The sequence below is a fragment of the Ruegeria sp. PrR005 genome (genome assembly GCF_010500245.1).
GTDB lineage: Bacteria > Pseudomonadota > Alphaproteobacteria > Rhodobacterales > Rhodobacteraceae > Ruegeria_B > Ruegeria_B marisflavi.
The window spans coordinates 36,921-62,493 of the sequence record NZ_JAAGOX010000054.1 but is presented as its reverse complement, the minus strand read 5'-3'; the positions used below and the strand labels follow the sequence as shown (position 1 = coordinate 62,493).

Here is a 25,573-nt window from a genome sequence, read left to right as displayed (position 1 = left end):
ACAGGGAGACAAGAAACAGATGAGCCAGAGCCGCCCGGCGCAGAAAGACGCCTATCACCTGATCCTCGAAGCCATCGACAGCGGAGTCTACAAGCCAGGTGACCGGCTGGTGGAAAGCGAGCTGGCTGAACGCTTTGGGGTGTCGCGAACCCCGATCCGCGAGGCTCTGCAACGGCTCGAGACCCAGTCGCTGCTGGAACGCGACGGGCGGTCGATGATCGTGGCCTCGCTGGATCACAACCAGATGGCCGAGCTGTATCAAGTGCGGCGCGAGCTGGAGGGGCTGGCCGCGCGGCTGGCCGCGCGACACGCCACCGCCGAGGAGATCGCGGTGTTGCGCGAAATGGTCGAGGCCGATGACAAGCTGGTGGGCAACCCGCAGGCGCTGAGCCGCGCCAACCGCCGCTTTCACGAGCAGATTCACCTCGCTTCGCACAACCGCTATCTGGTGCAGCAACTCGACCTCGTACACCGGACGATGGCGCTGATGGCGACCACTTCGCTGGCGGCAGAGGGGCGAGGCCAGATCGCGCAGGGCGAGCACAAGGGCATCGTCGAGGCCATCGCGGCCCGCGATGAGGAAGGCGCGGCGCAGGCGCTCAAGGATCATATCTCGATTGCATTCATGACCCGGCTCAAGCTGGACGCCGGTCGTCGCGAACGACGCTGAGGCGGAGCGAGCGACAGGATTTCCCCGAAATCCTGTGGACAAGGTTTTTTCAAAACCTTGTGGCGCTCCGGTTTGGATGCGGCCGCGATGTCAACCGCAGGGCTCTTCGCCCGCCTGGCCGTGCTGCGTCTTGTCCCAGAAGAACGGTTTCACGATCATCTCGTAGAGGGCCTTGTAGGCCGCGACCACGCCCAGCGGAAAATAGAGCGGCATGCTCACCACCCAGGGCAGCAGAAAGCGCCGTTCCCGTCCGGATACGGCAATCAGCCCTGCAACCAGCGCCAGCATCTCGGTCGCCGCAAACACCGAGATGCAGGCAACCAGGATCATGGGTGAGAGCATCTGCGTCAGCGGGTGCGGCAGGCCCAGAAGCAGGAACCAGAAAGACCACAGGACCGGCGCCAGCAGGAATTGCCCCAAGGTCCCCAGAAAGAACGCCTGTACGCCCAGAAAGCGCGCCGGGCCCAGATCGGCCCACAGCCGTCGGGGCGACCGCATATGCACCAGATAAGTCACCATGAAGCCCTTGAGCCAGCGCGAGCGCTGCTTGACCCAGGGCCAGGTACGGAAATTCGCCTCTTCATAGGTCACCGTGTCGATCAGTTCGGTGCGGTAACCCGCGCGGCAGAGCCGAACCCCCAGATCGGCGTCCTCGGTCACGTTATGTGCGTCCCACCCGCCCAGTTGTTCAAGCGCCGCACGGCGAAAGAACAGGGTGGTGCCCCCCAGCGGCACCACCAGCCCCAGCCGGGCGATTCCGGGCAGGATGATGCGGAACCAGCTGGCGTATTCGATGGTGAAACAGCGCGCGCGCCAGCTGCTGCGCGGGTTGTAATAGTCCAGTATCCCTTGCAGGCAGACCACGTCGCGGGGCGCGCGGGCAAAACGTTCGGCGACATGTTCCAGCTGATCGGGCACGGGCGCGTCCTCGGCATCCCAGACACCGATGATTTCGCCCCGGCAGAAATCCAGCGCATAGTTCATCGCCCGCGGTTTGGTGGTCAGGCCGGAATGGCCGGGCACCTCAATCACCCGCATCCAGTGCGGCAGAACGCAGTTTGCCAGCGTGTCACGCGTCACCCGGTCTTTTTCTTCCAGCACCAGGATCACGTCCAGCAGCGCCTTAGGATAGGTCAACCGGCTTAACCGTGCAACCAGAGCGCCGGCGATCTCGCGCTCCTTGTAAAGAGGCACCAGGACCGAGATCTTGGGAAGCCGCAGCCCCTGAACAGTCCCCGCGGGCTCTGCCCGGCTCGGCGCGGTGAGATGAGCCTGGTTCAACAGATGCGCGACCAGCGCCGCCGCTTTCAACCCGGTGAACAGGAGCAGCGACAGAGCCGCGGCAAGGAAAAGAAGCGCGAATCCGTACAATGGCGCCAGACAGAAGGGCACCACCACCAGCAATGCAAGGGCCAGAAGCGCGGGCAGCCGGGCAACAAGCCGCCAATCGCGGCAACTGTAGATCCCATCGACCCGGGATTCCGCCAGCCGTGCCAGTGTCGCCGAGTAACATCGTGCCAGCGCCGCCTCGATCTGGTCGCGGCTGGCCAGCGCCGGCATCAAGAGAAGGCCGGTCCCGGCCATGTCGGCGCGCACCTCGTCGAACCGATCGGGGCGCGATGTGGCAACGATGACCATCGGACCCAGGCGCATCCAGGGGATCACACCATGTCGGAGCCAGAACGTGTGGGGCTTCAATCCGCACAGATCGGCACGCGGCGGTTCCAGCGCCAGATCCGCCCATTGCACCCCGTTTTGCAGGGCCAGGGCACGCAGGATATCGGTCGGTTCGGCCCAGCCTTCGGCCACAAGAATCTCGCCGATCGGGGCGTTCAGGCGCAGCTGCAATTGCAGCGCCGCGAGCAGCTGTTCCTGCGTGATGACACCGCTGCGCACCAGATAGCGGCCCAACGGCAGATGCCCGGCGTAGACGGGCCATGCCGCGACCGGAGCACTCAGCCTGAATTGAAGCTCGCTCATAATGCAAAACCCTGACATCCAACGCGAATGTCAGGGTTGCGCAATTCAGGTTAATGCACCGTTAAGATCAATCCAAACGGTCTAAATCGTCACTGTTTTGATCAGACGGTCGCCTTGCGTGTGTCCATCGCTTCGGAGAACCGCTCGAACAGATAGAAACTGTCCTGCGGGCCGGGGCTCGCCTCGGGGTGGTATTGCACAGAGAACACTGGCCGGTCGGTCATCCGGATGCCACAGTTCGATCCGTCGAAGAGCGAGCGATGGGTTTCCACAACACCCTTGGGCAGGGTCTGGGCATCCACAGCAAAGCCGTGGTTCATCGAGGTGATCTCGACCTTGCCGGTTTCCAGATCCTTGACCGGGTGGTTGGCGCCATGATGGCCGTGGTTCATCTTGACCGTGCGGCCGCCCAGTGCAAGCGCCAGCATCTGGTGGCCCAGGCAGATGCCAAATACCGGCAGGTCCGTGGTGTCCAGAATCTCGCGGATCATCGGCACCGCATAGGTGCCGGTTGCCGCCGGGTCGCCCGGACCGTTGGACAGGAACACCCCGTCGGGTGCATGGGCCAGCACCTCGGCAGCGGTGGCGGTGGCGGGCAGAACGGTCACGTCGCACCCGGTCGAGGCCAGGCAGCGCAGGATGTTGCGCTTGGCGCCGAAATCCAGCGCCACCACCTTGTGTTTAGGGGTCTCTTGCCGGGCATAGCCCTGGGGCCAGGCCCAGCGCATCTCGTCCCAGCGATAGCTTTGCGCACAGGTTACGTCCTTGGCCAGATCCATGCCTTCGAGGCCCGGCCAGGCCCGTGCGGCGGCGACCAGCGCCGCGATGTCGAACTTGCCCTCGGGGTCATGCGCCAGCGCTACATGTGGCGCGCCCTGTTGGCGGATGGCGCGGGTCAGGCGGCGGGTGTCGATGCCGCCGATGGCGATCCGGCCGCGCCGGGCCAGCCAGCCTTTCAGCTCTTCCGCCGCGCGCCAGTTCGATGGCTGCGTCGGATCCCATTTCACCACCATGCCGGCAGCGACCGGATCGGCGGTCTCGTCATCCTCGGGGGTGACGCCCACATTGCCGATATGGGGGAAGGTGAATGTCACGATCTGACCCGCATAAGAGGGGTCTGTCATGATCTCCTGATATCCCGTCATCGCGGTGTTGAAACACAGCTCGGCCACGGTCTGACCGGTGGCGCCAAAGCCTGTGCCGTAGAATATCGTCCCATCGGCGAGCGCCAGGCATGCGGTGGGCTTGGACGTGGCGTTCTGGGCCATGACGCGACTCTCCTGTCTGGGTAAACGGTCGCATACCTAAGGGGGTTGCGGGGTAGGGTCAAGCCCGATCAAATTTTAGGCTATCGTTACTTTTCAATAACTTAACATGTGCCCCCCCCTGTTGTGCCGGGCTTTTTCTTTCGTTATGTTGCGGAACTTGAGCAATCTCATGGGGATGGGAACAGCATATGGACATGCGCACCCGGGTGAATGCGGCGTTGAAACAGGCGATGAAGGACAAAGAAGCCGCCCGCCTTTCGACGCTGCGCCTGATCAATGCAGCGATCAAGGACCGCGATATCGCCGTGCGCGGTGCCGGTGCCGAGGATGGGGCCTGCTGCGGCGATGCCGAAGTGCTGGCGATCCTTGGCAAGATGACCAAACAGCGTCAGGAAAGCGCCCGCGCCTACGAAGAAGGCGGCCGGCTTGACCTCGCTGAGCGCGAGCGCGAGGAAATCTCGGTGATCGAGGAGTTCCTGCCCAAGCAGCTGGACGAGAGCGAGGTCGAAAAAGCGGTGCGCGAAGCGATCACCGCCACGGGTGCGGGGTCGATCCGCGACATGGGCAAGGTGATGGGCGAATTGAAGTCGCGCTATACCGGCCAAATGGATTTTGGCAAGGTGGGCCCGATGGTCAAGGACCAGCTCTGCGCCAGCGGCAACTGCTGATCCGGCAATTAGGTAAGAGTTGAAGGCCCGCTTGCGCGGGCCTTTTTCAATCGGGCCCGGCATAGGAGCGGTCCAGCCCCGCGATCAGGGCCTGAAATTCCGCCCGTACCGGTGCCGCAAAGGGATTGGCGCATTCGATCGCGGCCAGCACGCCGGGCGGATCGTTGCGGACCATCTCGGTGGCCTGCATCAGCAGATCGAAACTGGCCGTGGTCATACGGCTGGGCAAGGGGCCCATTCGGGCCAGTGCCTGCGCGATGAGATGCGTCAGCCCCTGAACCGTCGCTGCCTCGCGGTCATGCGCCTCGGGTGTGGTGACGATCACTTGCAGCCCCAGACGCGCGCGCAGAAAGGCCGCCACCGGCAGGTGGGCCTTGCCCCGGATCGGGCAGATGGCGATCTTGCGGCCCACGATGCCGTCTCGCGCGCTCTGCGGGCCGAACAGCGGATGGGTGCCCACCAGTCCCACATGTGCGGGCAGATGCGCCTGCATGATGGCGGCCGTGGCCAGCTTGACCGAGCCTACGTCGACCACCACAGTGCCGGGTCGCAGATGGGGTGCGATGGCACGGCAGGCCGCCGCCATTTCGGTGACCGGCATCGCCAGGATCACCAGATCGCAACTGGCAGCTCCCGCGAAGCTGGTGGCGGTTACGCCAGAGGGCAGGGTGGCCCCTTGCGGCAGAGCAGGATCATGAACCAGGCAGGGCAGATGCGGGGCAAGGTGGGCGGCGATCAGCCGCCCAAAGGCACCAAAGCCCAGAAGGCCGATTGAGGAGAAGGTGAGGTGACAGGACATGGTAGGCTCCGAAGGGGGCCGCGATGCCGGGTCATGGGGTCTGGGCTGTGGAATGTTCGGACCGCCGGATCGCGGCGGTTGAACAGGAATTGCAGCCGCCGTTATGGAAGCGGCGGATAATAGACGGTGCTGATGAGGGCGCGTGTCTGTTGCATGAGGGCTGAGTAGCGGTCCGGGGGGACCCTGTCAATCACTGTGCCAGTGCCCGTTGCAGATCGTCGTAGAGCGCGATCCGCTCGTCCTCGGACAGGAAGGCGCCGATCTCGACTTCGCGCCCGGCGCCCTGGAGGGTCACGTAATGCGGCACCGGACCACCCTGTGGGTGCATCGTGGCGCGCGCCCAGTACCGGTTGCAGTCCCATTCCTGCGCCGGGCCACGCGGGTTGTGCCGCACCAGATGCGCCCGCTCGGGATCGAGCGTCAGCACCTCCAGAACGCGGCGCTGGCGATAGTTCATCTCGATCGCCAACCACACTCCCGCGACCGAGATCAACAGAAACGGCAGCAACCCCCACAAGAGCTTGGACCCGAGTACGGCGATCAGGGGCATCGAGCCAAAGGCGAAGAGTGTCAGGATGAACGCGGCCGCCCCGCGCGGAGGCAGCGAATTATGCGGCCAAAGATGCAGTTCCTGCGCGCTGTCTGCACGCTGCTTCCAGTCATAGGGCATGGGCAAAATCTATCACGTGCGCGGATGGCGTCCAGTGCTCAGCCAAGCCTCTCGACCTCGTGATACTGACGCAGGTCAAATGCCTCCATCCGGGCGCATAGGCTGTTGGGCAGCAGGCTGACTCGGTCGTAAGACACGGCCAGGATTGTACCAGATCCTCCTCGGCCGGCTCCTCCAGCCCGGTGGTTTCCGGTGCCATCAGCCGGGAAGAACCGCACGCAGGATGAAGTTAGCCTGATAATGGTCGACGGGTCCGTTGCCGATCACCTGCAAGTCGTCACCATAGGCATGCCTTCGTGGGCGGAGCATGAGATGACGGATCGAGTCGCCGAAAGGGTGCCGGGCCGTCGGCGACGAGGCAAAAGAAAACCCCGCCGAGGCGGGGTTTTCCTTGTTCTTGTCAGCCGGCCGCTCAGTGCGCGTGGCTCTTGTCCCAGTCTTCCTGCTTGGGCAGCGTCTCGAACGTATGTTCGGGCGGCGGGCAGGGCAGGGTCCATTCCAGTGTGTCGGCGTATTCGTTCCAGTAGTTGTTCTGGGTGACGCGGGCGCCACGGGTCAGCGTGTAGAAAACGATACCGAAGAACAGCAGGAACGAGGCGAACGAGATGAATGCACCCCAGGACGAGATGTAGTTCCAGTAGGCGAAGGCCTCGGGATAGTCGATGTAACGACGCGGCATGCCCTGACGGCCCAGGAAGTGCTGGGGGAAGAAGGTCAGGTTGGCGCCGATGAAGAACATCCAGAAGTGCACCTTGCCCCAGAACTCGGGGTACTGGCGGCCCGACATCTTGCCGAAGTAGAAATACATCCCGGCAAAGATCGCGAATACGGCACCCAGGCTCATCACGTAGTGGAAGTGCGCAACCACGTAATAGGTGTCGTGATAGGCACGGTCCAGCGAAGCCTGGCTCAGCACTACGCCGGTCACACCACCGACGGTGAACAGGAACAGGAAGCCGAAGGCGAAGAGCATCGGCGTCTTGAACTCGATCGAACCGCCCCACATGGTGGCGATCCAGCTGAACACCTTCACACCTGTTGGCACCGCGATGACCATCGTGGCCAGCATGAAATAGGCCTGCTGGTTCAGCGACATGCCGACCGTGTACATGTGGTGTGCCCACACGACAAAGCCCAGTGCGCCGATCGCGATGATCGCCCAGACCATCGGCAGATAGCCGAACACCGGCTTGCGCGAGAAGGTAGCGATCACGTGAGAGATGATGCCAAAGCCGGGCAGGATCACGATGTACACTTCCGGGTGGCCAAAGAACCACAGGATGTGCTGGTACAGGATCGGGTCGCCGCCGCCTGCCGGATCAAAGAAGGTGAAGCCGAAGTTGCGGTCCATCAGCAGCATGGTGATTGCGCCGGCCAGAACCGGCAGCGACAGCAGGATCAGCCACGAGGTGACAAAGATCGACCACGAGAACAGCGGCACCTTGAACAGAGTCATGCCCGGGGCGCGCATGTTCAGGAAGGTGGTGATCATGTTGATCGCACCCAGGATCGAGGAGGCGCCCGACAGGTGCACGGCAAAGATCGCCAGATCCATCGACATGCCGCCCTCGGTGGTGCTGAGCGGCGGGTAGAGAACCCAGCCCACGCCCGAGCCCAGCTGATCGTTACCGCCCGGTGACAGCAGCGAGGCGACGCCCAGCGAGGTCCCGGCGACATAGAGCCAGAAGCTGAGGTTGTTCATGCGCGGGAAGGCCATATCCGGCGCACCGATCTGCAACGGCATGAAGAAGTTGCCAAAGCCGCCGAACAGCGCCGGGATCACCACGAAGAACATCATCAGGACGCCGTGATAGGTGATCATCACGTTCCAGAGGTGCCCGTTGGGGGTGCAGGGGTCGGCCATGAAGCCTTCCATGCACATGTACTGCACGCCCGGATGCATCAGCTCGAGCCGCATATAGACGGTCATCAGGACCGAGATCAGACCGGCGATGGCCGAAAAGACCAGGTACAGGATCCCGATGTCCTTGTGGTTGGTCGACATGAACCAGCGGGTAAAGAAACCGCGGTTGTCCTCATGCCCGTGACCATGAATGGCTGCGTCTGCCATTTAGGTGCCTCCTTGCAGATTTTACGCGCAGCCGGACAACTCCGGGCTACACGGATTCCCGCTGGTTTTAGAATGTGAGCCGTGCCGCATCAATGGCGGAGTTTGATCTGGATCAAGATAAATGGCCGCACCCCCCTTGAATCAGGACGGGATTTTTGCGTGCTGCGGCGGGCAAGGGGCGTTTTCCACGGCTATTCCACGAGGTGGCTTTTGTCTGCCAGCCGATGCCATCAGATCAAATGGTCCACTATCCCGGCTCCGATCTGGGGGTTGATGCTGGATTGCTCCTCGCCATCCACCAAGGCCCACATGATTTGTCCTGTCGGGCGATAGATCACAAACGCCTCTTGCACATCTTTGTCACCGGCGCGTTCGCCCTCGGCGTTCCGGGTATGAGCTAAATCGACCTGGAACTGGTCGCGGCTGGCCGAGGCATTGCCGAAGAGCAGCACGACGCCATCGGCCGAAGTGTATCCTGCACCCAGCCGGAGCCATGCCCTGCGATACCTATGTGAAGGAACTTGTCCGTAACGGCGACGCCGAACATAAGGTCGTAGAAGGCGGAGCCGGTGAGGACGTCGTTTCCACCCCGGCCCCGCAAATCGTCGGCGCCAAGGCAGCCCGCAATCGTATCATTGCCCTCGTGCCCGTAGACGAGGTCATTCCCGACGACTGCGTCGACGGAATCATCACCACACCCCGCGAAGATCAGATCGCGCAGATCGTCCGCCCCTGTTCCGCCGAAGATCAAGTAGTTACCGTCACCGCCGTTCAGAGTGTCTGTGCCCCAAAACCATAGACAACGTAGTTTTCGGAACGAGTGGCGGATTCTGCCACACTGATCCTGTCATCGCCCGGGGTGCCGTTGAACACAGTCATATTTTTACCTGAAAATCGAGAGGATAATTGTTGCGCGAAACCCAAGGATTGCGTCGGGCGGAATGGAAACCCGGTTCGAGTTTTCATTCAACGCTTTGGAACACGATCAAACCGCAGGCTTTCAACCTCGCTTTTCAGGAGTGACAGAAGGAGTCGGGGCTGTATGCACGGGTGCGATTCCCAATGATTTAAGCGCCACCCCGGAAACAATACGTCCGGTCGCTTAGGTAAACTGGCCTCCTTGTTTCGATGATAGGTCATCTTGAGCCTGACCTCCGGCACGGGTATCGGGACTTGATTTTTGTTCACTTATTGTTCACGGTTCGGGGCATGGTATTCGATCTGCAACCCGGACAGAAACTGGCGCGTGGCGTGGCGCGGCATTTGAATGCGCATGGCTTCGTTTCGATCGAGGAATTTGTCCCGGCGCGCGGCCTGCGTGTCGATGTCATGGGGTTGGGACCGAAGGGCGAGATCTGGGTGATCGAGTGCAAGTCCAGCCGCGCCGATTTCCGCACGGATGCCAAGTGGCAGGGGTATCTGGATTGGTGCGACCGGTATTTCTGGGCGGTCGACGCCGAGTTTCCCACCGAACTGCTGCCCGCGGATACGGGGCTGATCATCGCGGATGCCTATGATGCCGAGATCCTGCGCATGGCGCCCGAACAGAAGGTTGCGCCGGCCCGGCGCAAGGTGCTGATCCAGAAATTCGCCACCCATGCGGCGCGCCGACTGTCGGCGCTGCGCGATCCCGAAGGGCACGGGATCTTCGCTTTCGATTGATCTTTCGCCTCAGCGCTTGCCCATGTTCCGGGCAGCCTGGGCCGCCGCACGGATCTCGTCGGCGATTTCTTCGGCTTCTTCGGGGTCGAAATCCATCGGGATCTCGATTCCGGTTGCCTCGATGAAGAGGCGCACCATACCGGCGTCGGTTGGGCCGATCTGGAGATTCGCCTCGATGTCGCGTTCGGTGTTGATGCCCATGTGTGCCTCCGGGAATGCTCTGGCTCGACTAGACCGGTGCGGGTTGAGAATCAAGTCGGTTGCAAGGTTAGATGGTGTATGGACAGTGTAACCCTGCGCCCGTTTCGGGCCGATGATGCCCCTTGGCTGGTTGAACGGCACGGCACCCTCTATGCCGAGGCAGAGGGGTTCGACGACAGTTTCGCGCCGCTGGTGGCCGAGATCCTGGAGGCCTTTGTCGCGGATCATGATCCGACCTGCGAACGGGGCTGGATCGCCGAGGAGGCCGGTCAACGGCTGGGCAGTATCTTCTGCGTCCGGCTGGACGAGACCACCGCAAAACTGCGCCTGTTCCTGCTGGTGCCCGAGGCGCGCGGCAAGGGGCTGGGGCGGCGGTTGCTGGAGGCCTGCATGGGGTTTGCCCGGGATACCGGTTACCGCGACATGCAGCTCTGGACCCACGAAAGCCACCGCGCGGCCTGTGCGCTTTACGCTTCGGCCGGGTGGCATCTGACCGACAGCAAACCGGTGCGATCCTTTGGTGTCGACCTGGTCGAGCAAACCTGGAAAATTACCCTCTGACCCTCTTGCAATCTGAAACCCGGTTGGGTACATCGCCCTTCACGGTGCCGCCTTAGCTCAGTTGGTTAGAGCGCTGGATTGTGGATCCAGAGGTCCCCTGTTCAAGCCAGGGAGGCGGTACCATTCTCCTGATAGTTCGTCGACACGTGTGCTGGCAAAGCCGGCTCCCTGGTCGTCTGTTTGGCATGATGCATTTTCGGCAATGCGCTGAGGAAGCCAGGATCATTGCAGGCTTTCCCGGGGGTGGGAAACATCCCCGATTCAAATCGAGCGTCGGATCGGCCTGCGAACTTGGACAAAGATTTGGTAAGGATTGCCGCGGGAAAGATGGCAGCCCGTAGGGGAATCGAACCCCTCTTTCCAGGTTGAAAACCTGGCGTCCTAACCGATAGACGAACGGGCCGTGCTTGGCGTGAAGCGGCTTTTACGGAGAGTCGTGCGCGGGCGCAAGTGGGGGAAGAAGATTTTTCTCTGCAACGAAAACGTTTTGAATCAAAACCCTGGTTGACCCTTCTTGGGTCCGGTAAGGTCGCGATGCAGGGGAGATGTGGCAGCCCGTAGGGGAATCGAACCCCTCTTTCCAGGTTGAAAACCTGGCGTCCTAACCGATAGACGAACGGGCCACGCTGGCTTGTGGAGGGCCTTTTACGGTGTCCCACTGACCCTCGCAAGCGGAAAAACACGCATTGGAGAACTTTTTTGCAGAGGGTGGAAAACCTCTTGTTTTCAAGGCCTCAAGCCTCTGCCGCGTCCTCGATCCGCAGTTGCACGCTCTGCCTTCCGCCCCAGGAATTGACCTCGAGTCGCCCGGCGAAATGAAAGCGCGCGCCGCCGTGGTTTTCCAGCCGGGGTCCGAGCGGGCCATCGAAGGCGCCGAACAGAATCGCGTCCAGCCCGCCCCCCATGCCGTCGGCCAATGACAGTTTCAGATGCGAGGCGCCGACTCGTTTGGCAAAGCGGATCTGGAGGTCGGGCAGGGCATAGCGCGGGGCAGGGGCGCCGGCCCCAAAGGGACCTGCCTGCTCGATCTGTTCCAACAGATCGACGGTCGCCGCACCAGGCATCAGGGTGCCGTCCAGTTTCAGATCCGCCGGTCCGCCCTGGCCCGCGCCCTGTTTCGCCAGCAGGTCTGACAGGCGCGTCATGGCCGCCTCCAGCTTGTCGCGCATCACCGTCAGGCCTGCCGCCATCCTGTGGCCGCCGCCCTTGACCAGCAGGCTCTCTGACGCCAATCGCTGGATCGCGGCGCCCAGATCGACGCCCGAGACCGAGCGGCCCGAGCCTTTGCCTTCGTCGCCGTCGAAGCCGATCACGATGGCGGGGCGGTTGGCGGCCTCCTTGAGGCGCGAGGCAACGATACCCACCACACCCGGATGCCAGCCCTCGCCAGCGGCCCAGGCCAGCGGCCCATCGAGCCCGCGCGTCTCGGCCTGGTCCAGCGCGGCGGCGCGTACGGCTTCTTCGATCTCGCGGCGTTCCGAGTTCAACTGGTCCAGCCGTTCGGCCAGCGCCTGGGCCTCGGACGGGCTATCGGTGCTCAGCAGGCGCGCGCCCAGGTCGGCCTGTCCGATCCGGCCACCGGCATTTACCCGGGGGCCCAAAAGAAACCCGAGGTGATAGGTGTTTGGGGCGGTGTCCATCCGGGCGACGTCGGCAAGGGCCACCAATCCAGGATGCCGCCGTTGCGCCATGACCTTCAGCCCCTGACGCACAAGCGCCCGGTTGGCCCCGATTAGGGGCGCGACATCGGCCACCGTCGCCAGTGCCACCAGGTCGAGCATGTCCATCAAGTTGGGTCCTGCGGCTCCGGCTTCGCGCATTTGCCGCCCGGCCTCGACCAGCATCAGAAACACCACGCCCGCGGCGCAGAGATAGCCCAGATCGCCGCTTTCATCCTGTCGGTTGGGGTTCACCACCGCGACGCAGTCGGGCAGCGTCTCAGCCCCCAGATGGTGGTCCAGCACGATGACATCGGCGCCGCGCGCAGCGGCGATCGGCTCGTGGCTCAGCGTGCCGCAATCGACACAGACGATCAGGTCGTGGTTGGCCGCCAGATCGCGCATCGCAGGCACGTTGGGGCCATAGCCCTCGTCGATCCGGTCGGGCACATAGAGCGTCGCCATCAGCCCCATCTCGCGCAACCACCGGATCAACAGCGCCGCGGAACTGCCGCCATCGACATCATAGTCGGCGAAGACCGCGATCCGTTGCCGCTTGCGTACGGCCTCCAGGAACCGCGCGGCCGCGATCTCCATATCCTTCATGCCCCGGGGATCAGGCAGCAATTCCTTCAGCTTGGGGTCGAGAAAGCCGCGCGCCTCCATCAGCGGCACGCCGCGCCGCGCCAGCACCTGGCAGACCGCCTGTGGCAGGTCGCTCTGTTGCCGCATCATCTCGGCCGCGCGTTCGGTCTCGATATCCGGACCGACCCAGCGGCGACCACTCAGCGAACTGTCCACTCCCAGATATGCCACCCGTCACCTCATGCGCAAAGGCCGGACCCTGCGCGGATCCGGCCCTTCATTTCGCCCCAAATACTCCCGCCGGAGGCTGCGGCGCCAGCCGCATCCCCTGCCAAAGGCTCAGACCGGGGTACGATAGCTCATCCGCCGTACCGAGCCGGTCTTGGACCGCATCAGCAGGGTGGTGGTTTCCACCCAGCCCGGTTCGCGCTTGATGCGCGGCAAGAGCGATCCGCCGGTCACACCGGTGGCAGCAAAGATCACGTCCTGCGTCACCATCTCGTCGCGGGTATAGACGCGGTCCAGATCGGTTATGCCTGCCTTGGCGGCGCGGCCGCGCTCGTCATCGTTGCGGAACAGGAGCCGGCCAAAGATCTGGCCACCCATGCATTTCAGCGCCGCCGCCGCCAGAACCCCCTCGGGCGCGCCGCCCGAGCCCATGTACATGTCGATGCCGGTGGTCTCGGCCTCGGCGCAATGCATCACACCGGCCACGTCGCCATCGGTGATCAGCCGGATCGAGGCACCCGTCTGGCGCACTTCGGCAATCATCGCCTCGTGGCGCGGACGCTCCAGGATACAGACGGTGATGTCCGACGGCTTGCAGCCCTTGGCCTTGGCCAGCGCCTCAACGCGTTCACGTGGCGACATGTCGAGCGAGACCACGCCGTCCGCATAGCCCGGGCCGATGGCCAGTTTTTCCATATAGACGTCGGGCGCATGCAGCATCGAGCCGCGCGGGCCCATGGCGATCACGGTCAGCGCGTTGGGCATGTCCTTGGCGGTCAGCGTGGTGCCTTCCAGCGGGTCAAGCGCGATATCGACGCCCGGACCGTTGCCGGTTCCCACTTCCTCGCCGATGTAGAGCATCGGCGCCTCGTCGCGCTCGCCTTCGCCGATCACCACCACACCGGCGATATCCAGCAGGTTCAACTGTTCGCGCATGGCGTTCACGGCGGCCTGGTCAGCGGCCTTCTCGTCGCCGCGACCGATCAGAGAGGCCGAGGCCAGCGCCGCCTGCTCGGCCACGCGGGCGAGGCCCAGGGAAAGCATGCGGTCATGAAATTCGGGCTTGGAGGACATGAATAATTCCTTGCAGATGGGCTTATTGACCCTCTACCGCAGGGCGGCGGGGGTCCACAAGCATGTTTGCGAAAACGATGTGCGGGCGGATCAGACCGCCTCGATCCGCAGGGCGACCGGTTCGGCGGCCAGAACGCCGCTGTTGACCATGGCTTCGATGGAAGCGTCGATTGCAGCGCGTTGGGTCTTGTGAGTGACGATCACCACCGGCGCCTCGGCGCTTTCGTGATGGGTCTGGCGCATCCGGTTGATGCTGACGCCCGCGTCGCCCAGTGCGGCCGCGACCTTGGCCAGCGCGCCCGGGCGGTCGGGCAGCAAGAGACGCAGATAGTAGGGCGCGGGCGAGTTCGACTGGGCGCTGTTGGCATCTGCCAGCGTGGTCGCTGGTTGGCCAAAGACCGGCAGGCGGAAACCGCGCGCGATATCGCAGATGTCGCCCAGCACAGCGCTGGCGGTCGGTCCTTCTCCGGCGCCGGGGCCGCGCAGAACCACCTGTTCCACGGCGTCGCCCTCGATCACCACCATGTTGGTGCCGCCTTCGAGCTGGCCCAAGGGCGAATCCGCCGGGACCAGACAGGGGCGCATGCGCTGTTCCAGCCCACGGCCGGTGCGCTGGGCCACGCCCAGCAGCTTGATGCGATATCCCATGTCGGCGGCATAGGTGATGTCTTCGAGGTTGATCCGCTGGATGCCCTCGATGTCGATTCCTTCGAAATGCGGCCGGGTGCCAAAGGCGATGGAGGCCAGCAGCGCCAGTTTGTGCGCCGCGTCTATGCCGCCCACATCAAGGTTCGGGTCGGCCTCCAGATATCCCAGCTGGGCGCATTCCTCGAACAGCGCGTTATAGCCTTTGCGCTGCGATTCCATGCGGGTCAGGATATAGTTGCAGGTGCCGTTCATCACCCCCATCACGCGGGTGATCTGGTTTCCGGCCAACCCCTCGGTCAGCGACTTGATCACCGGGATGCCGCCGGCGACGGCGGCCTCGAACCGGATCACGCGACCGGCGGCCTCGGCCTGTTCGGCCAGGGCCTGTCCGTGGATGGCCAGCAGCGCCTTGTTGGCGGTCACAACATCCTTGCCGGTTTCCAGCGCGGCCTCGATCGAGGCCTTGGCGGCCCCATTCTCGCCGCCCATCAGTTCGACATAGACGTCGATGTCATCCCGGCGGGCCAGCGCCACCGGATCGGTTTCCCAGGCATAGGATTTCAGGTTCACACCCCGGTCCTTTGCCGCATCGCGGGCCGATACGGCCACGATCTCGATACGGCGGCCGGTGCGAGCCTCCAGCAGGTCGGCATGCCGACGGATGATGCGAACGACGCCGACGCCCACGGTTCCCAATCCCGCAATTCCGAGCCGCAATGCCGGTTTCATCTTGTCAGTCCTTTCTGCTCATCCTCGGCGCGGCCCGTGTCCGGCCGCCACCCTGATTGCGTGCCTTAGCCGGATCGGCGGGTCCGTGCAACGTGTGGCACCGCTATTCGGTGATGGTTTCGTTCACATCCGTGTCTTCGCCCTCGTCGTGCACGGCTTGCCGCAGACGCTGCGCCTTTGCCTCCAGCGCGGCGCGCCGGCCGTCGAGGTTTGCGGCCAGCTTCTTCGCTTCATCCTCGGGGTCGGCGGGCGGGCCCAGCGTTTGCTCTAGGGGAACCAGCTTGGGAAAGGGTTTTCCCTGCAACTCCGGTCCGATACGCTCATCCAGCTCCGGAACCTGGGTGCAGGCCGTGATCAGAAAGAGCGAGATGAGGCAGAGGCGGAGCATACGGTCGGCGGGAGTTGCTGTTTTCTAAGCCCTTGTCGCGCTTTCAGGGAGTTGGCGCAAGTGGGGCTTTTATCTGAACATATGTTCAGATAGCGTGGCATCATGGCACGTACCCAAGGCTCTCATTCCGATATCACCGGCCCGCGCATCCAGGACGCGGCGCTCAGGCTGTTTGCGCGGCACGGGTTTGCCGCCGTCTCGATGCGCCAGATCGCCGGGGAGGTGGGGGTGCAGGCGGGTGCGCTCTATAATTACACGCCGGACAAGCAGAGCCTGCTTTTCGGTCTGATGCATCGTCACATGGATGAATTGCTGGGTGCCCGGGTGGATCGGGCAAGTGGTGATGCGATGACCCGGTTGCGCGATTTCGTCGGCTTTCACATCCGGTTCCATCTGGATCGGCCCGACGAGGTATTCATCGCCTATATGGAACTGCGCAACCTGACGCCCGAGAATTTCGCCACCATTGAGGCGCTGCGCAAGCGGTACGAGGATGATCTGGAAGCGATTCTGCGGGCAGGGGTGTCCGAGAGGCTTTTCGAGGTGCCAGATACAAAGATCGCAACCTTGGCAGTGATTGCGATGCTGAACGGGGTCAATACCTGGTACCGCGCGGGCGGGCGCCTGTCGTTGGATCAGGTTGAGGGCATCTACTGGGACATGGTGCGCAAGGCGGTTGCCGCGTAACCGTCAGGTCACGCGGCGTGGGTCTCAGTGTGCGGGGCGGATGAACGTTCCATTGCGCAGGTCGCGCATCGCCTGCATCAGCTCTTCTTGAGTGTTCATCACGATCGGCCCGTGCCAGGCGACGGGTTCGGCGATCGGTGCACCCGAGATCAGCAGAAAGCGCACCCCGTCTGGCCCGGCCTGTACCGTCACCTCGTCACCCGTTCCGAACCGGATCAGGGTGCGGTTGCCGGACAGGTCACGAATGTTGACCTCTTGCCCCGCGACCTCCTTTTCCAACAACACGCCCGTGGGGGTCGAGGCATCAGCAAAGGCGGCCGCCCCCTCGAACACATAGGCAAAGGCGCGGCGGTAGGTGTCGATCTGGAACGTCTTTCGGACCCCCGCCGGAACGAAGATGTCGAGGTATTGCGGATCGGCGGCGATCCCATCCACCGGGCCGGTCTTGCCCCAGAATGAGCCCACGATGACTTTCACCCGGGTGCCGTCGTCGTCGATGATCTCGGGGATCTCGGTGCCGCGCACGTCCTGATAGCGGGGTGCGGTCATCTTCTGTGCTGCCGGCAGGTTACCCCAGAGCTGGAAGCCGTGCATCTGGCCCTGCGCGTTCCCCTTGGGCATTTCCTGATGCAGGATACCTGACCCGGCCGTCATCCATTGCACGTCGCCGGCACCCAAGGTGCCGGTATTGCCCAGCGAGTCGCCGTGATCGACGGTGCCCGACAGCACATAGGTGATGGTCTCGATGCCGCGATGCGGGTGCCATGGGAAACCGCGCAGATAGTCCTGTGGGTACTCATTGCGGAAATCGTCAAACAGCAGGAACGGGTCGAGTTCCGTGGGGTCCTGGAACCCGAACGCCCGGTGCAACTTGACGCCCGCGCCTTCGAGTGCTGGCGTGGCGCGGCGGGTTTCGAGGATCGGTCGGATGGACATGGTCAAACCCCTGTCAGGTTGATGTTTCAGCAAACATAGGACGCGGTTGCCTCCGAACAAACCGGTGAAACGACACGGACCCTGTGCAAGAATGAACAAAGTCGGTTTGACGCTCGGGGTCGCCCTCGCGGATAATGTTACAATTTGGATCAAAACAGGCCATTGTCTCTGTTTCTGCCCCGAAAGAGGGTCAGGACATGCCTGTTTTGCGATGATCTGTTATTGATTGAGGTGGTTAAGGAGAACGATTGATGAACCGACGCTTTTTTTCCATCGCGGGCTTTCTGGCGCTTTCGCTGGGCCATGTCCCGCTGTTCCGGCGCTATTTTCCGCAACGGATCAAGAACGGTTGGCTCCTCAAGGACGAGGATGTCTGATGTTGTTCGATTTTGCCAAAAGTCCGATTGTGTCGGAGCGGCAGTATGACGTCTGCATTCTCGGTGCGGGGGCGGCCGGAATAGCTCTGGCCCTGCGTTTGGGGCGCGCGGGCAAGCGCGTGGCGTTGTGCGAAGGCGGCGGGCTGGATTACGAGGACGAGTCGCAAGAAATCTATGCCGGGCATACATTCGGTGATCCTTACTTTGATCTGGACATTGCGCGGTTGCGGTATTTCGGCGGTTCAACCAATCATTGGGGCGGGTACTGCCGATCATTTGAACCGGTAGATTTCAACCGGGGATATCTGGGTGACGACTTTCGGTGGCCCATCACGCATGACGACATTCTGCCCTATCTGCCCGAGGCCTGCGATATCGTTGAGATCAGTTCCGACTATCAGGACCGGCTGGTGGACGAAGAGCTTGGCTTGCGCCAGGTGGATTTCAAATATTCACCCCCGGTCCGGTTCGGGGAGAAGTTCCAGGACGAGATCGAAAGATCGAAGAACATCGAACTATTCCTGAACTGCAATTTCACCGACCTGATCGGCGCGGACAGGCGGGTGCGATCTGTAAAATTCAGGAACTATGCCGATCAGGAGCTTGAACTCCGCGCCAGTGCCGTGGTGTTCGCCATGGGCGGGATAGACAATTCCCGGCAGCTCTTGTGGATGGAACGCCGACATGGCGCCCGCTTTTTCGACCGCGATCTGCCAATCGGCCGATACTGGATGGAACACCCCCATTTCACAATCGGCGAGGCGCTGATCAAGTCCTGGGACCAAGCCAATCTGTATTTTGCGCTGACCGAAAAAATGCAGAAGTCCCTGGGCATCTTGGGTTGCGGTGTTGTTGTCGAAGAACAAGGTGACAGCACGACGAAGAGGTTGATCAAGGATTTGCTGTGTGTGGCCCCGGGAATTGGGGCCTGGGCGGCGGATCTGGCGGGCAAGAAGCTGATTTGTTCCTATCGGTTTCACGCCGCCTGGGAACAGGCGCCAAATCGTGAAAACAGGGTGGCGCTGTCTGACCGCGCCGTAGACCGTTTCGGAGTTCCGCAGTCGGAACTGCATTGGCGCAAGGCACGGATTGACCGAGAAACCATGCTGGCCTCGACCCAGCAGTTCAACGCCTTCATGCTGAGGGAGAACCTGGGCCGGCTCCAGTTGCGCGATTGGGTCTATCAGGGGGACGAATACCCTGACGACGATGTTCTGGCCGGGTATCACCACATGGGTGGAACGCGCATGTCGTCCACTCCGCGTTACGGGGTGGTTGACGGCAACTGCAAGGTGTTTGGTGCCGAGAACCTTTATGTGGCAGGATCATCCCTGTACACCACGGCAGGTTACAACAACCCGACCTTGGCGATTGTTCAATTCGCGCTGCGTCTCGCCGATCACCTTGGGAAGGTTGTCTAGCCGTTTGCCCACCAATCCGCCGGTTTTGTTCGCGCCCCGTGCGTCCTGGCGAACCGCAAGGCCAATTTGCGCAGAGGCGACAGCGCCAGTTTCAACCACAGCCGGTGCCGGCGTTTGGAATAGTCGCGGTTGAAGGGGCAGACGCGCATGCAGATGGCGCAGTCCGACGATAGTTTCGCCCAGAACGAGAAGCATTTCTCGGCGTCCGAGGTCCATTTGCGCACACCCCGTATAGCCGAGACATTGGCGGTCTCGGTCGAGGGCGGGCCATAGGGCAGGGCCTTGACCGGGCAGGCATCGGCGCATCTGGTGCAGATGTCGCAAAAGGCGCGCACGCCCAGAGGGCGGGCAACGTCATGGGCCAGTGGCAGGTTGGTGAAGATCTTGGAAAACCGCAGCCGCGGGCCGAATTGTGGCGTGATCACCATCTGGTTGCGGGCATATTCGCCCAATCCGGCCTGGATGGCATAAGGAATGACAAGCCCGGTATCGTTCATCGAGGCCGTCGCCTCGTAGCCCAGGTTGCGGACATAGGCGGCCAGTTGCATCACCACCGCCGCCTCGTGGCTGTATTCGCGCCCCGTCGCCGCCCCGGCCAGGGCCGAAGGGTAGGTGGCGACAAGGTCGGCCTCCATCTCGTGGCCCAGAACGATCACCGAGGTCATGCCCTCGGGCAGGCCCAGCGGCGCCTCGGTCATGTCGCGCACATCGACCCGCGCGGTATAGAGCCAGCGCTCGTCCATCCCGGTGATGCCGCACAGGTCGGCGCCGAAGAACCGCGCGATACGCTTGATCTCGGTGCTCATGCGGGCAGGGTCGTCGATGTCGATCTGTTGCGGCGCAACCGGCGTGTCATTGCTGATCGGGGCCTGGAACCCTTCGCGCCGGCCGTCTGCCGCGTGCCGGTTGGTCATCACGTCCGAGATCAGCCAGGATGCGTTGCGCAGCGCGAAATCGCGCTGAGAGAACCCGTCGCCGCGGCGCGGGGTCGCCTCCATCCGGTAGGACGCGAAAAAGGCCTGTGTCTGTCTAGATTTAACCCGGTCGTCCCACATGGCACGGGTGAACACGTCATTGCGCTGCGAGAAGCGCTCGAAATCTTCGGTCACATCGATGCCGGCGGCGGCGTCTTCTGGCCGTCTAGGGTCGGGGCGGTTGGCTGGATAACTCATGACCGGCACGCTAACTCGGGGTTTGTGGGTAGGGCAATGGGTCTGTTCCGGCCGCCTGCGATCGGATATGGGAGGCAGAACAGAAAAGGATCGGAACATGCAGGACGACGTACTGGCGGTTGTAGAGGCTTCGGCGCCGCGGCGGTGGCTGGCCCTGGTGATGCTTGTCGCGCTGGGGGGACTGCTGATCTACGTGGCGCTGATGACGCCGCCGCCGCTGATGTGGCAGGTGTTCCTGATCGCGCTGGGCGCGGCCTCGCTTTGGATGGCGCAAAGCATGTATGCCGCGACGGCGGGGCGGGTTGAACTGACCGACAGCGAATTGCGCACCGGCAGTGGCGAAGTGATCGCCCGGATCGAGGATATCGAACAGATCGAGCGCGGAGCGTTTGCCTTCAAGCCGTCCAACGGGTTTCTGATCCGTACGCGGACACCCGCCGCGCGCACCTGGCGCCCCGGTCTTTGGTGGCGGCTCGGCCGCCGCATCGGCGTCGGTGGGGTCACGCCCGGGTCCCAGACGAAATTCATGGCCGAGATGATCTCGGCCATGATGGCGGAACGCGATGGAACCCTGTTGCGCTGAGCGTCAGACGCTGCCGGCGATCTCGTTGGTGAAACGCGGCCGCGTAAAGATGAAGCTTTCCATCACCGTATCGTCCAGACCGACCTTGAAAGGTGCATGATAGGTGTTCCGGGTCTCGACAAGGATCAGAGTGTCCTGATCCGACATGGGTGGCAGTTTCGGGCTGACTTCGGCCACGTTTGCATTGCTCAGGCTGGTGGGAAAGCCGCGGTTGGCGGACCAGCGCACCCGGTGCCTGTCGCGCTTCTTGTCATAGCGCAGCAGCGAGATCCGCATTTGCAGATTGTTGGGTGTGCCGACCATGCGGGCGTAAAGCTGGACCATCGAGTCGATGTAGTTGTCGTCGATCGTCCGCGTCTCGCGCGAGATCAGGTCGCCGATCGTATAGGCGGCTTTCACGTTCGAGGCCGCTTCGCGATAACCATCGAAATACGTGTAGCCCATCATCAACGTCCAGAACAGGATCGGCACTGTCAACAGCGCTTCGACGGCAATGGACCCTTCTTCGTTCGACCGGAACTGCGCCAGCCTTTTCTTGATGCGATTTATCAACATGGCTCTACGAGGGCTCCTGCACGAAGACGGACATGGCGGTCAGGGCGTACTGGCCTTCGTCGTTTGCCAGGGTTGCCCCCAATGTTGACGAAGGAAAGATTGGATTGATCTTCGCGCAGGCGCGCAGAACCATCAGCTCATTGGCCTGACCGTTCTCGAACTGCCGCACGGGCCGGACTTCTTCGGACAGGTCGGTACAGTCCGGTACGGCCGGCAAGGTGATACCGGCGTAAGGATCCTGACGGACCATCTCCAGCTTGAGATTGGTGCTGCAATTGCGGATGAACACGGCCTTGTCGCAGATCCTCTCTTTCAGCACGTCATGCGCCGGATTGCTGCCGGTGTTCAGGCGCAGGTCGCGCACCACAATATCGACCGCGCGTTCCAGCATGGCATGGTTGAGCGTCATGAAGGTCAGTTCGACCGCGGCCAGCATCACGCCGACGATGGCCGGAAAGACGATGACGAATTCGACCGTGGCGTTGCCGTCCTCGCTCTTGCGGAACCGGCGTAGAAATTTGGCCAGCTTGCGTGTCATTGGGTCAGCCTCAGTTTACGGATCGACGATGCGATCGAGGTGAAGGCGTCACTGATTTCCAGTCCGGTGGCGTCGTAGTAATGGCTGTCCGAGCTCGCACAGTCCTTGAGGACGCGGCGGCCGTCGGACGGCGCCTCGAAGCCGACGGAGTAGACGATCACACCCTCGTCCTTGGCCGCGTCGCAGACATGCTTGGTGCGCTGGTCTTTGGCCGAGGCCTCTTTCTTGGTAAACGCAGAGGTGTACCAGTTCGCCCAGGCGCTGCTGGAAAATTCGTAGTTGTAACGGGCATTATAAGCCAGAGACACCTTGTTGAAGAGTTCTGCATAGGACAGCCGCACAGCGGTGCCGGGTTCGTCCTTGTCGGCGCAGGTTTCCGCTCCGCTGGAGTCGATACTACAAACCGGGCTGGTTCCGTTGCCATAGGGATGGTCTGACCATTTGTCCTTGTCCGGCCAGTAGTAGTTTGACCCACTGTTGTCGTGATAAACACTGAAGGCGTTTTTCAGGTTGGTGTCGGGTGTTCCGCTGATCGCATCTTCGGCTTCGTTGTACCAGACGTTCGACATGCCGGTACGCAGGGATGGGTTCAGCATATACTGGTCGGTGTTTTGACCGTCCGACATCACGATCAGGACCTTCAGCACATCGCCCGAGTCATAGGCGGACGGGCGACCGGTGAAGGATGCATCCACCTTTCCCTGGTCGATCAGCCCGCTGATGACGCTCTGTGTGCCGGGATCAAGCAAGACAATGCCCCATTTCGCACCGATGTCGATCGAGGTGTTGCCGAGCGGGGTCAGGCCGTCGATATAGTTGTTCAGAACTGTTTGGTCGGCCGAGAACGGCAGGATCGCTGTGCTGGCCCGTATCGGGCAAACCGGGGCCTGGATCGGATCCTTGGAATAGGTGAACGGGTCGAAATGCATGGTCCGTTCCAGCGGCGTCGTGCGTGACAGTCCCGGCTGGCTGAATTCGTCGTCGTTGAAGTTCACGCAGTATGAGTACTCGTGTTCATCACTTACATTGTAGAATTGAAACAGATCCTCGCCCGCATTGACCTGGGTGGCATAGGGGATGATCGAGATCGAAACCGCGCCGTCTTCGGTCGCCGACAGCATGTGGCTTACGAATTCCTTGGCTGCGATTTTCAGGTTGTACAGGCGACTGTCATATCTCATCGAACTGGAGACATCGAGTACAAGCGAAATCTCGACATTGCCGATGCTTTCCTCGGCGGTGCTGGCCGCCGGGATGGTCAGGCTGTCATAGCCCGAAAGTTTCATGAAATGGGTCGGAAGTTCCGCCGTCGCGGTGGCCGACACCTTGCGATAGCCCAGCCCCTCGTCGACAACCACGCTGGACAGGTATTCCAGAAGGCCCGCCTTCTCCAGATAGGAGCGGACGACGGTTTCCGGCGGAACCGTCTGATCAAGGTCGGCGGCGGCCAGAACTGCTCGATCGAGCGTGTATTGAAGAGCGGCGCGCTTTTGTTCGAAACGCATAAGATCGACGCCGATGCCCGTGGCCCCAACCATCGCAAGAAAGAGGAAAAGCGCGAGAATGGTCATCGCGCCATCTTCGGCTTTTGCGAAGGTGCTGCACCCGCGTTTCGCGCGGCTCAGAACGTTACGTGTCACGGCAGCGCGACAGCCAGTCGGCATGATCATCATACACCTACCTTTCCGGCAGAACCCCAGCCGGAGATCAAAGTTCAATGGGCAGTAGTGCACCGCAAAGATGGCAGGATTGGGGCGCAATCAGCGCCAAACAGTGAACGTTAACCATTGGTTAGGGACATTTGCGGGTTTCGATCCAGTTTGTTTCCGGAGTTCCTACAATCCGCAGAGAATCATCGTTTGGTCCATTTCCGGCGCCTCCGGGCGATTAAAAAATTGGCAGTTTGCGAACGTTGCGTCATAAGGGGCCTGCGACAAGGTGTCATAATCCGAGTCAAGCAAGGTCATGGAGGTTTTTTGTTAATGGCCCGCAAGAATGAGCCCAGTTTCCGCGAAAGTGTGGACATGATGTTCAACAGGGCAGCCGCCCTGATGGATCTGCCACCGGGGCTGGAAGAGAAGATCCGCGTATGCAACGCCACCTATACGGTGCGCTTCGGCGTCCGGCTCAGAGGCCAGATTCAGACCTTTGTCGGTTATCGGTCCGTGCATTCCGAACATATGGAACCGGTCAAGGGCGGTATCCGCTATGCCATGTCCGTGAACCAGGACGAGGTCGAGGCGCTGGCGGCGCTGATGACCTATAAATGCGCGCTGGTCGAGGCCCCGTTCGGCGGCTCAAAAGGTGGGCTGTGCATCGACCCGCGCCAGTACGAGGAACACGAGCTGGAGCAGATCACCCGCCGTTTCGCCTATGAGCTGGCCAAGCGCGACCTGATCAACCCGTCCCAGAACGTGCCCGCGCCCGACATGGGCACCGGCGAACGCGAGATGGCCTGGATCGCCGACCAGTATGCGCGGATGAACACCACCGACATCAACGCGCGCGCCTGTGTCACCGGCAAGCCGCTGAATGCCGGTGGTATCGCCGGCCGGGTCGAGGCGACGGGACGCGGCGTGCAATATGCGCTGCGCGAGTTCTTCCGCGACAGCCAGGGTGTCGCCAAGTCGGGTCTGACCGGCAAGCTCGACGGCAAGCGGGTTATCGTCCAGGGCCTGGGCAACGTGGGTTACCACGCCGCCAAGTTCCTGAGCGAAGAGGACGGCGCGCTGATCACCGGCATCATCGAACGCGACGGTGCCCTGGTCAGCAAGGACGGGCTGGATGTCGACGCCGTACGCAACTGGATCGCCAAGCATGGCGGCGTCACCGGCTATCCGGATGGTACCTATGTCGCTGACGGCACTAAGGTGCTGGAGGAACCCTGTGACATCCTGATCCCGGCCGCGATGGAGGGCGTGATCCATCTTGGCAACGCCAAGAAGATCAAGGCGCCGTTGATCATCGAGGCGGCCAACGGCCCGATCACCTCTGGCGCCGACGAAGTGCTGCGCGACAAGGGAATCGTGATCATTCCCGACATGTATGCAAATGCCGGTGGTGTGACCGTGTCCTACTTCGAATGGGTCAAGAACCTCAGCCATATCCGGTTCGGCCGCATGCAGCGCCGGGCCGAAGAGACACGCACGCAGATGCTGGTGGACGAACTGGAGCGGCTGTCGGCTGACAAGGAGCTGGGCTGGACGCTGAGCCCGGGGTTCAAGCAGAACTACCTCCGCGGGGCGGACGAGCTGGAGCTGGTGCGCTCGGGTCTGGATGACACGATGCGGGCGGCATACCAGTCGATGGCCTCGATCTGGCACGAACGCGCGGATGCGGTGGATCTGCGGACGGCGGCCTATCTGGTGTCCATTGACCGGGTCGCCAAGAGCTATCGCGCCAAGGGGCTTTGATCGTGACATGAGCGATGGAAGGGCGCGCTTC

Annotated in this window: 26 protein-coding genes and 3 tRNA genes; 10 read left to right on the top strand and 19 right to left on the bottom strand. The window is 62.2% G+C overall.

What is annotated here, in order from left to right:
• Window positions 1–19 precede the first annotated feature (19 nt).
• Entirely contained in the window at window positions 20–670 is a 651-nt protein-coding gene (locus tag G0P99_RS20425) for a GntR family transcriptional regulator (protein WP_164132332.1), read from the top strand.
• Between the two features lie 90 nt (window positions 671–760).
• Here the strand turns inward: G0P99_RS20425 and G0P99_RS20420 are convergent, their stop codons facing one another.
• Window positions 761–2,650 (bottom strand): glycosyltransferase family 2 protein, encoded by a 1,890-nt coding sequence (locus tag G0P99_RS20420; protein WP_239059888.1) that lies wholly within the window; start codon window positions 2,648–2,650, stop codon window positions 761–763.
• A 101-nt stretch (window positions 2,651–2,751) separates the two neighbouring features.
• Window positions 2,752–3,918, bottom strand: coding sequence for a glutamine-hydrolyzing carbamoyl-phosphate synthase small subunit (gene carA / locus G0P99_RS20415; RefSeq protein ID WP_164132330.1), 1,167 nt, complete (start codon window positions 3,916–3,918; stop codon window positions 2,752–2,754).
• Window positions 3,919–4,106: 188 nt separating this feature from the next.
• Here carA and G0P99_RS20410 point away from each other — a divergent pair, with 188 nt between their 5' ends.
• Window positions 4,107–4,586, top strand: a complete 480-nt coding sequence (locus G0P99_RS20410) for a GatB/YqeY domain-containing protein (RefSeq protein ID WP_164132329.1) — start codon at window positions 4,107–4,109, stop codon at window positions 4,584–4,586.
• 46 nt (window positions 4,587–4,632) lie between these two features.
• Here the strand turns inward: G0P99_RS20410 and G0P99_RS20405 are convergent, their stop codons facing one another.
• The 5 genes from G0P99_RS20405 to G0P99_RS25115 all read right to left on the bottom strand — a co-directional run bounded on the left by G0P99_RS20405 (window position 4,633) and on the right by G0P99_RS25115 (window position 8,877).
• Window positions 4,633–5,385, bottom strand: a complete 753-nt coding sequence (locus G0P99_RS20405) for a prephenate dehydrogenase (protein ID WP_164132328.1) — start codon at window positions 5,383–5,385, stop codon at window positions 4,633–4,635.
• Between the two features lie 190 nt (window positions 5,386–5,575).
• Window positions 5,576–6,055 carry a DUF2244 domain-containing protein gene (locus G0P99_RS20400; protein WP_164132327.1) on the bottom strand — a complete coding sequence of 160 codons (480 nt, stop codon included), beginning with the start codon at window positions 6,053–6,055 and terminating at the stop codon, window positions 5,576–5,578.
• A 412-nt stretch (window positions 6,056–6,467) separates the two neighbouring features.
• Window positions 6,468–8,126 (bottom strand): cytochrome c oxidase subunit I, encoded by a 1,659-nt coding sequence (gene ctaD / locus G0P99_RS20395; RefSeq protein ID WP_164132326.1) that lies wholly within the window; start codon window positions 8,124–8,126, stop codon window positions 6,468–6,470.
• 230 nt (window positions 8,127–8,356) lie between these two features.
• Window positions 8,357–8,578 (bottom strand): hypothetical protein, encoded by a 222-nt coding sequence (locus tag G0P99_RS20390; RefSeq protein WP_164132281.1) that lies wholly within the window; start codon window positions 8,576–8,578, stop codon window positions 8,357–8,359.
• Complete coding sequence (locus tag G0P99_RS25115; RefSeq protein WP_164132325.1) at window positions 8,524–8,877, bottom strand: calcium-binding protein; 354 nt, start codon at window positions 8,875–8,877, stop codon at window positions 8,524–8,526. Before G0P99_RS25115 ends, G0P99_RS20390 begins: the two co-directional genes overlap by 55 nt.
• Window positions 8,878–9,335: 458 nt before the next feature.
• On the opposite strand from G0P99_RS25115, the gene G0P99_RS20380 reads away from it, so the two are divergent.
• Window positions 9,336–9,788 (top strand): MmcB family DNA repair protein, encoded by a 453-nt coding sequence (locus tag G0P99_RS20380; protein ID WP_164132324.1) that lies wholly within the window; start codon window positions 9,336–9,338, stop codon window positions 9,786–9,788.
• 9 nt (window positions 9,789–9,797) lie between these two features.
• Here the strand turns inward: G0P99_RS20380 and G0P99_RS20375 are convergent, their stop codons facing one another.
• A complete protein-coding gene (locus tag G0P99_RS20375) occupies window positions 9,798–9,989 on the bottom strand; it encodes a DUF6324 family protein (protein ID WP_164132323.1) in 192 nt (63 codons plus the stop codon).
• Between the two features lie 78 nt (window positions 9,990–10,067).
• Here G0P99_RS20375 and G0P99_RS20370 point away from each other — a divergent pair, with 78 nt between their 5' ends.
• Together G0P99_RS20370 and G0P99_RS20365 are read left to right on the top strand one after the other, a co-directional pair.
• Complete coding sequence (locus tag G0P99_RS20370; RefSeq protein WP_164132322.1) at window positions 10,068–10,550, top strand: GNAT family N-acetyltransferase; 483 nt, start codon at window positions 10,068–10,070, stop codon at window positions 10,548–10,550.
• A gap of 46 nt (window positions 10,551–10,596) precedes the next feature.
• Window positions 10,597–10,673, top strand: a tRNA-His gene (locus tag G0P99_RS20365).
• A 205-nt stretch (window positions 10,674–10,878) separates the two neighbouring features.
• Here the strand turns inward: G0P99_RS20365 and G0P99_RS20360 are convergent.
• The 6 genes from G0P99_RS20360 to G0P99_RS20335 form a co-directional block, all read right to left on the bottom strand.
• Window positions 10,879–10,953, bottom strand: a tRNA-Glu gene (locus tag G0P99_RS20360).
• Window positions 10,954–11,098: 145 nt separating this feature from the next.
• Window positions 11,099–11,173: transfer RNA gene (locus G0P99_RS20355), tRNA-Glu, on the bottom strand.
• Between the two features lie 111 nt (window positions 11,174–11,284).
• Window positions 11,285–13,024: a single-stranded-DNA-specific exonuclease RecJ gene (recJ, locus tag G0P99_RS20350; protein WP_164132321.1), complete on the bottom strand. Its 1,740-nt coding sequence runs from the start codon at window positions 13,022–13,024 to the stop codon at window positions 11,285–11,287.
• 108 nt (window positions 13,025–13,132) lie between these two features.
• On the bottom strand, window positions 13,133–14,095 hold the full coding sequence (gene glpX / locus G0P99_RS20345; protein WP_164132320.1) for a class II fructose-bisphosphatase: 963 nt from the start codon (window positions 14,093–14,095) through the stop codon (window positions 13,133–13,135).
• 90 nt (window positions 14,096–14,185) lie between these two features.
• Window positions 14,186–15,472, bottom strand: coding sequence for a homoserine dehydrogenase (locus G0P99_RS20340; protein WP_164132319.1), 1,287 nt, complete (start codon window positions 15,470–15,472; stop codon window positions 14,186–14,188).
• Window positions 15,473–15,575: 103 nt separating this feature from the next.
• Window positions 15,576–15,860 carry a hypothetical protein gene (locus G0P99_RS20335; protein ID WP_164132318.1) on the bottom strand — a complete coding sequence of 95 codons (285 nt, stop codon included), beginning with the start codon at window positions 15,858–15,860 and terminating at the stop codon, window positions 15,576–15,578.
• A gap of 102 nt (window positions 15,861–15,962) precedes the next feature.
• On the opposite strand from G0P99_RS20335, the gene G0P99_RS20330 reads away from it, so the two are divergent.
• Complete coding sequence (locus tag G0P99_RS20330; RefSeq protein WP_164132317.1) at window positions 15,963–16,547, top strand: TetR/AcrR family transcriptional regulator; 585 nt, start codon at window positions 15,963–15,965, stop codon at window positions 16,545–16,547.
• 24 nt (window positions 16,548–16,571) lie between these two features.
• Here the strand turns inward: G0P99_RS20330 and G0P99_RS20325 are convergent, their stop codons facing one another.
• Window positions 16,572–17,483 (bottom strand): pirin family protein, encoded by a 912-nt coding sequence (locus tag G0P99_RS20325; protein ID WP_164132316.1) that lies wholly within the window; start codon window positions 17,481–17,483, stop codon window positions 16,572–16,574.
• 251 nt (window positions 17,484–17,734) lie between these two features.
• On the opposite strand from G0P99_RS20325, the gene G0P99_RS24965 reads away from it, so the two are divergent.
• Window positions 17,735–17,860: a hypothetical protein gene (locus tag G0P99_RS24965; RefSeq protein ID WP_255455803.1), complete on the top strand. Its 126-nt coding sequence runs from the start codon at window positions 17,735–17,737 to the stop codon at window positions 17,858–17,860.
• Window positions 17,860–19,281: a GMC oxidoreductase gene (locus tag G0P99_RS20320; RefSeq protein WP_164132315.1), complete on the top strand. Its 1,422-nt coding sequence runs from the start codon at window positions 17,860–17,862 to the stop codon at window positions 19,279–19,281. The genes G0P99_RS24965 and G0P99_RS20320 overlap by 1 nt, the downstream gene beginning before the upstream one ends.
• Here the strand turns inward: G0P99_RS20320 and G0P99_RS20315 are convergent.
• Complete coding sequence (locus G0P99_RS20315) at window positions 19,278–20,453, bottom strand: reductive dehalogenase domain-containing protein (protein WP_164132314.1); 1,176 nt, start codon at window positions 20,451–20,453, stop codon at window positions 19,278–19,280. The two genes, G0P99_RS20320 and G0P99_RS20315, sit on opposite strands and share 4 nt — an antisense overlap.
• Window positions 20,454–20,550: 97 nt before the next feature.
• Here G0P99_RS20315 and G0P99_RS20310 point away from each other — a divergent pair, with 97 nt between their 5' ends.
• Window positions 20,551–21,036: a hypothetical protein gene (locus G0P99_RS20310; RefSeq protein WP_164132313.1), complete on the top strand. Its 486-nt coding sequence runs from the start codon at window positions 20,551–20,553 to the stop codon at window positions 21,034–21,036.
• A gap of 3 nt (window positions 21,037–21,039) precedes the next feature.
• Here the strand turns inward: G0P99_RS20310 and G0P99_RS20305 are convergent, their stop codons facing one another.
• The 3 genes from G0P99_RS20305 to G0P99_RS20295 are packed head-to-tail and all read right to left on the bottom strand — an operon-like array spanning window position 21,040 to window position 23,700.
• On the bottom strand, window positions 21,040–21,591 hold the full coding sequence (locus G0P99_RS20305; RefSeq protein WP_164132312.1) for a TadE/TadG family type IV pilus assembly protein: 552 nt from the start codon (window positions 21,589–21,591) through the stop codon (window positions 21,040–21,042).
• Window positions 21,592–21,595: 4 nt separating this feature from the next.
• Entirely contained in the window at window positions 21,596–22,129 is a 534-nt protein-coding gene (locus G0P99_RS20300) for a TadE/TadG family type IV pilus assembly protein (protein WP_164132311.1), read from the bottom strand.
• Complete coding sequence (locus tag G0P99_RS20295) at window positions 22,126–23,700, bottom strand: Tad domain-containing protein (protein ID WP_239059886.1); 1,575 nt, start codon at window positions 23,698–23,700, stop codon at window positions 22,126–22,128. The genes G0P99_RS20300 and G0P99_RS20295 overlap by 4 nt, the downstream gene beginning before the upstream one ends.
• A 411-nt stretch (window positions 23,701–24,111) precedes the next feature.
• Between G0P99_RS20295 and G0P99_RS20290 the strand changes: the two genes are divergently transcribed.
• Window positions 24,112–25,542, top strand: coding sequence for a Glu/Leu/Phe/Val dehydrogenase (locus G0P99_RS20290; RefSeq protein WP_164132309.1), 1,431 nt, complete (start codon window positions 24,112–24,114; stop codon window positions 25,540–25,542).
• Window positions 25,543–25,573 lie beyond the last annotated feature (31 nt).

Excerpts from the sequence above, each read along its gene's own strand:
- G0P99_RS20295 (WP_239059886.1), bottom strand. The coding sequence starts at position 23,700 with ATGACCATTCTCGCGCTTTTCCTCTTTCTTGCGATGGTTGGGGCCACG.
- G0P99_RS20370 (WP_164132322.1), top strand. The coding sequence starts at position 10,068 with ATGGACAGTGTAACCCTGCGCCCGTTTCGGGCCGATGATGCCCCTTGG.
- glpX (WP_164132320.1), bottom strand. The coding sequence starts at position 14,095 with ATGTCCTCCAAGCCCGAATTTCATGACCGCATGCTTTCCCTGGGCCTC.
- G0P99_RS20405 (WP_164132328.1), bottom strand. The coding sequence starts at position 5,385 with ATGTCCTGTCACCTCACCTTCTCCTCAATCGGCCTTCTGGGCTTTGGT.
- carA (WP_164132330.1), bottom strand. The coding sequence starts at position 3,918 with ATGGCCCAGAACGCCACGTCCAAGCCCACCGCATGCCTGGCGCTCGCC.
- G0P99_RS20325 (WP_164132316.1), bottom strand. The coding sequence starts at position 17,483 with ATGTCCATCCGACCGATCCTCGAAACCCGCCGCGCCACGCCAGCACTC.
- G0P99_RS20330 (WP_164132317.1), top strand. The coding sequence starts at position 15,963 with ATGGCACGTACCCAAGGCTCTCATTCCGATATCACCGGCCCGCGCATC.
- ctaD (WP_164132326.1), bottom strand. The coding sequence starts at position 8,126 with ATGGCAGACGCAGCCATTCATGGTCACGGGCATGAGGACAACCGCGGT.
- G0P99_RS20310 (WP_164132313.1), top strand. The coding sequence starts at position 20,551 with ATGCAGGACGACGTACTGGCGGTTGTAGAGGCTTCGGCGCCGCGGCGG.
- G0P99_RS20290 (WP_164132309.1), top strand. The coding sequence starts at position 24,112 with ATGGCCCGCAAGAATGAGCCCAGTTTCCGCGAAAGTGTGGACATGATG.
- G0P99_RS20335 (WP_164132318.1), bottom strand. The coding sequence starts at position 15,860 with ATGCTCCGCCTCTGCCTCATCTCGCTCTTTCTGATCACGGCCTGCACC.
- G0P99_RS20400 (WP_164132327.1), bottom strand. The coding sequence starts at position 6,055 with ATGCCCTATGACTGGAAGCAGCGTGCAGACAGCGCGCAGGAACTGCAT.
- G0P99_RS20315 (WP_164132314.1), bottom strand. The coding sequence starts at position 20,453 with ATGAGTTATCCAGCCAACCGCCCCGACCCTAGACGGCCAGAAGACGCC.
- G0P99_RS20375 (WP_164132323.1), bottom strand. The coding sequence starts at position 9,989 with ATGGGCATCAACACCGAACGCGACATCGAGGCGAATCTCCAGATCGGC.
- G0P99_RS20300 (WP_164132311.1), bottom strand. The coding sequence starts at position 22,129 with ATGACACGCAAGCTGGCCAAATTTCTACGCCGGTTCCGCAAGAGCGAG.
- G0P99_RS20410 (WP_164132329.1), top strand. The coding sequence starts at position 4,107 with ATGGACATGCGCACCCGGGTGAATGCGGCGTTGAAACAGGCGATGAAG.
- G0P99_RS20340 (WP_164132319.1), bottom strand. The coding sequence starts at position 15,472 with ATGAAACCGGCATTGCGGCTCGGAATTGCGGGATTGGGAACCGTGGGC.
- G0P99_RS20380 (WP_164132324.1), top strand. The coding sequence starts at position 9,336 with ATGGTATTCGATCTGCAACCCGGACAGAAACTGGCGCGTGGCGTGGCG.
- G0P99_RS20305 (WP_164132312.1), bottom strand. The coding sequence starts at position 21,591 with ATGTTGATAAATCGCATCAAGAAAAGGCTGGCGCAGTTCCGGTCGAAC.
- G0P99_RS20320 (WP_164132315.1), top strand. The coding sequence starts at position 17,860 with ATGTTGTTCGATTTTGCCAAAAGTCCGATTGTGTCGGAGCGGCAGTAT.
- G0P99_RS24965 (WP_255455803.1), top strand. The coding sequence starts at position 17,735 with ATGAACCGACGCTTTTTTTCCATCGCGGGCTTTCTGGCGCTTTCGCTG.
- G0P99_RS20420 (WP_239059888.1), bottom strand. The coding sequence starts at position 2,650 with ATGAGCGAGCTTCAATTCAGGCTGAGTGCTCCGGTCGCGGCATGGCCC.
- G0P99_RS20425 (WP_164132332.1), top strand. The coding sequence starts at position 20 with ATGAGCCAGAGCCGCCCGGCGCAGAAAGACGCCTATCACCTGATCCTC.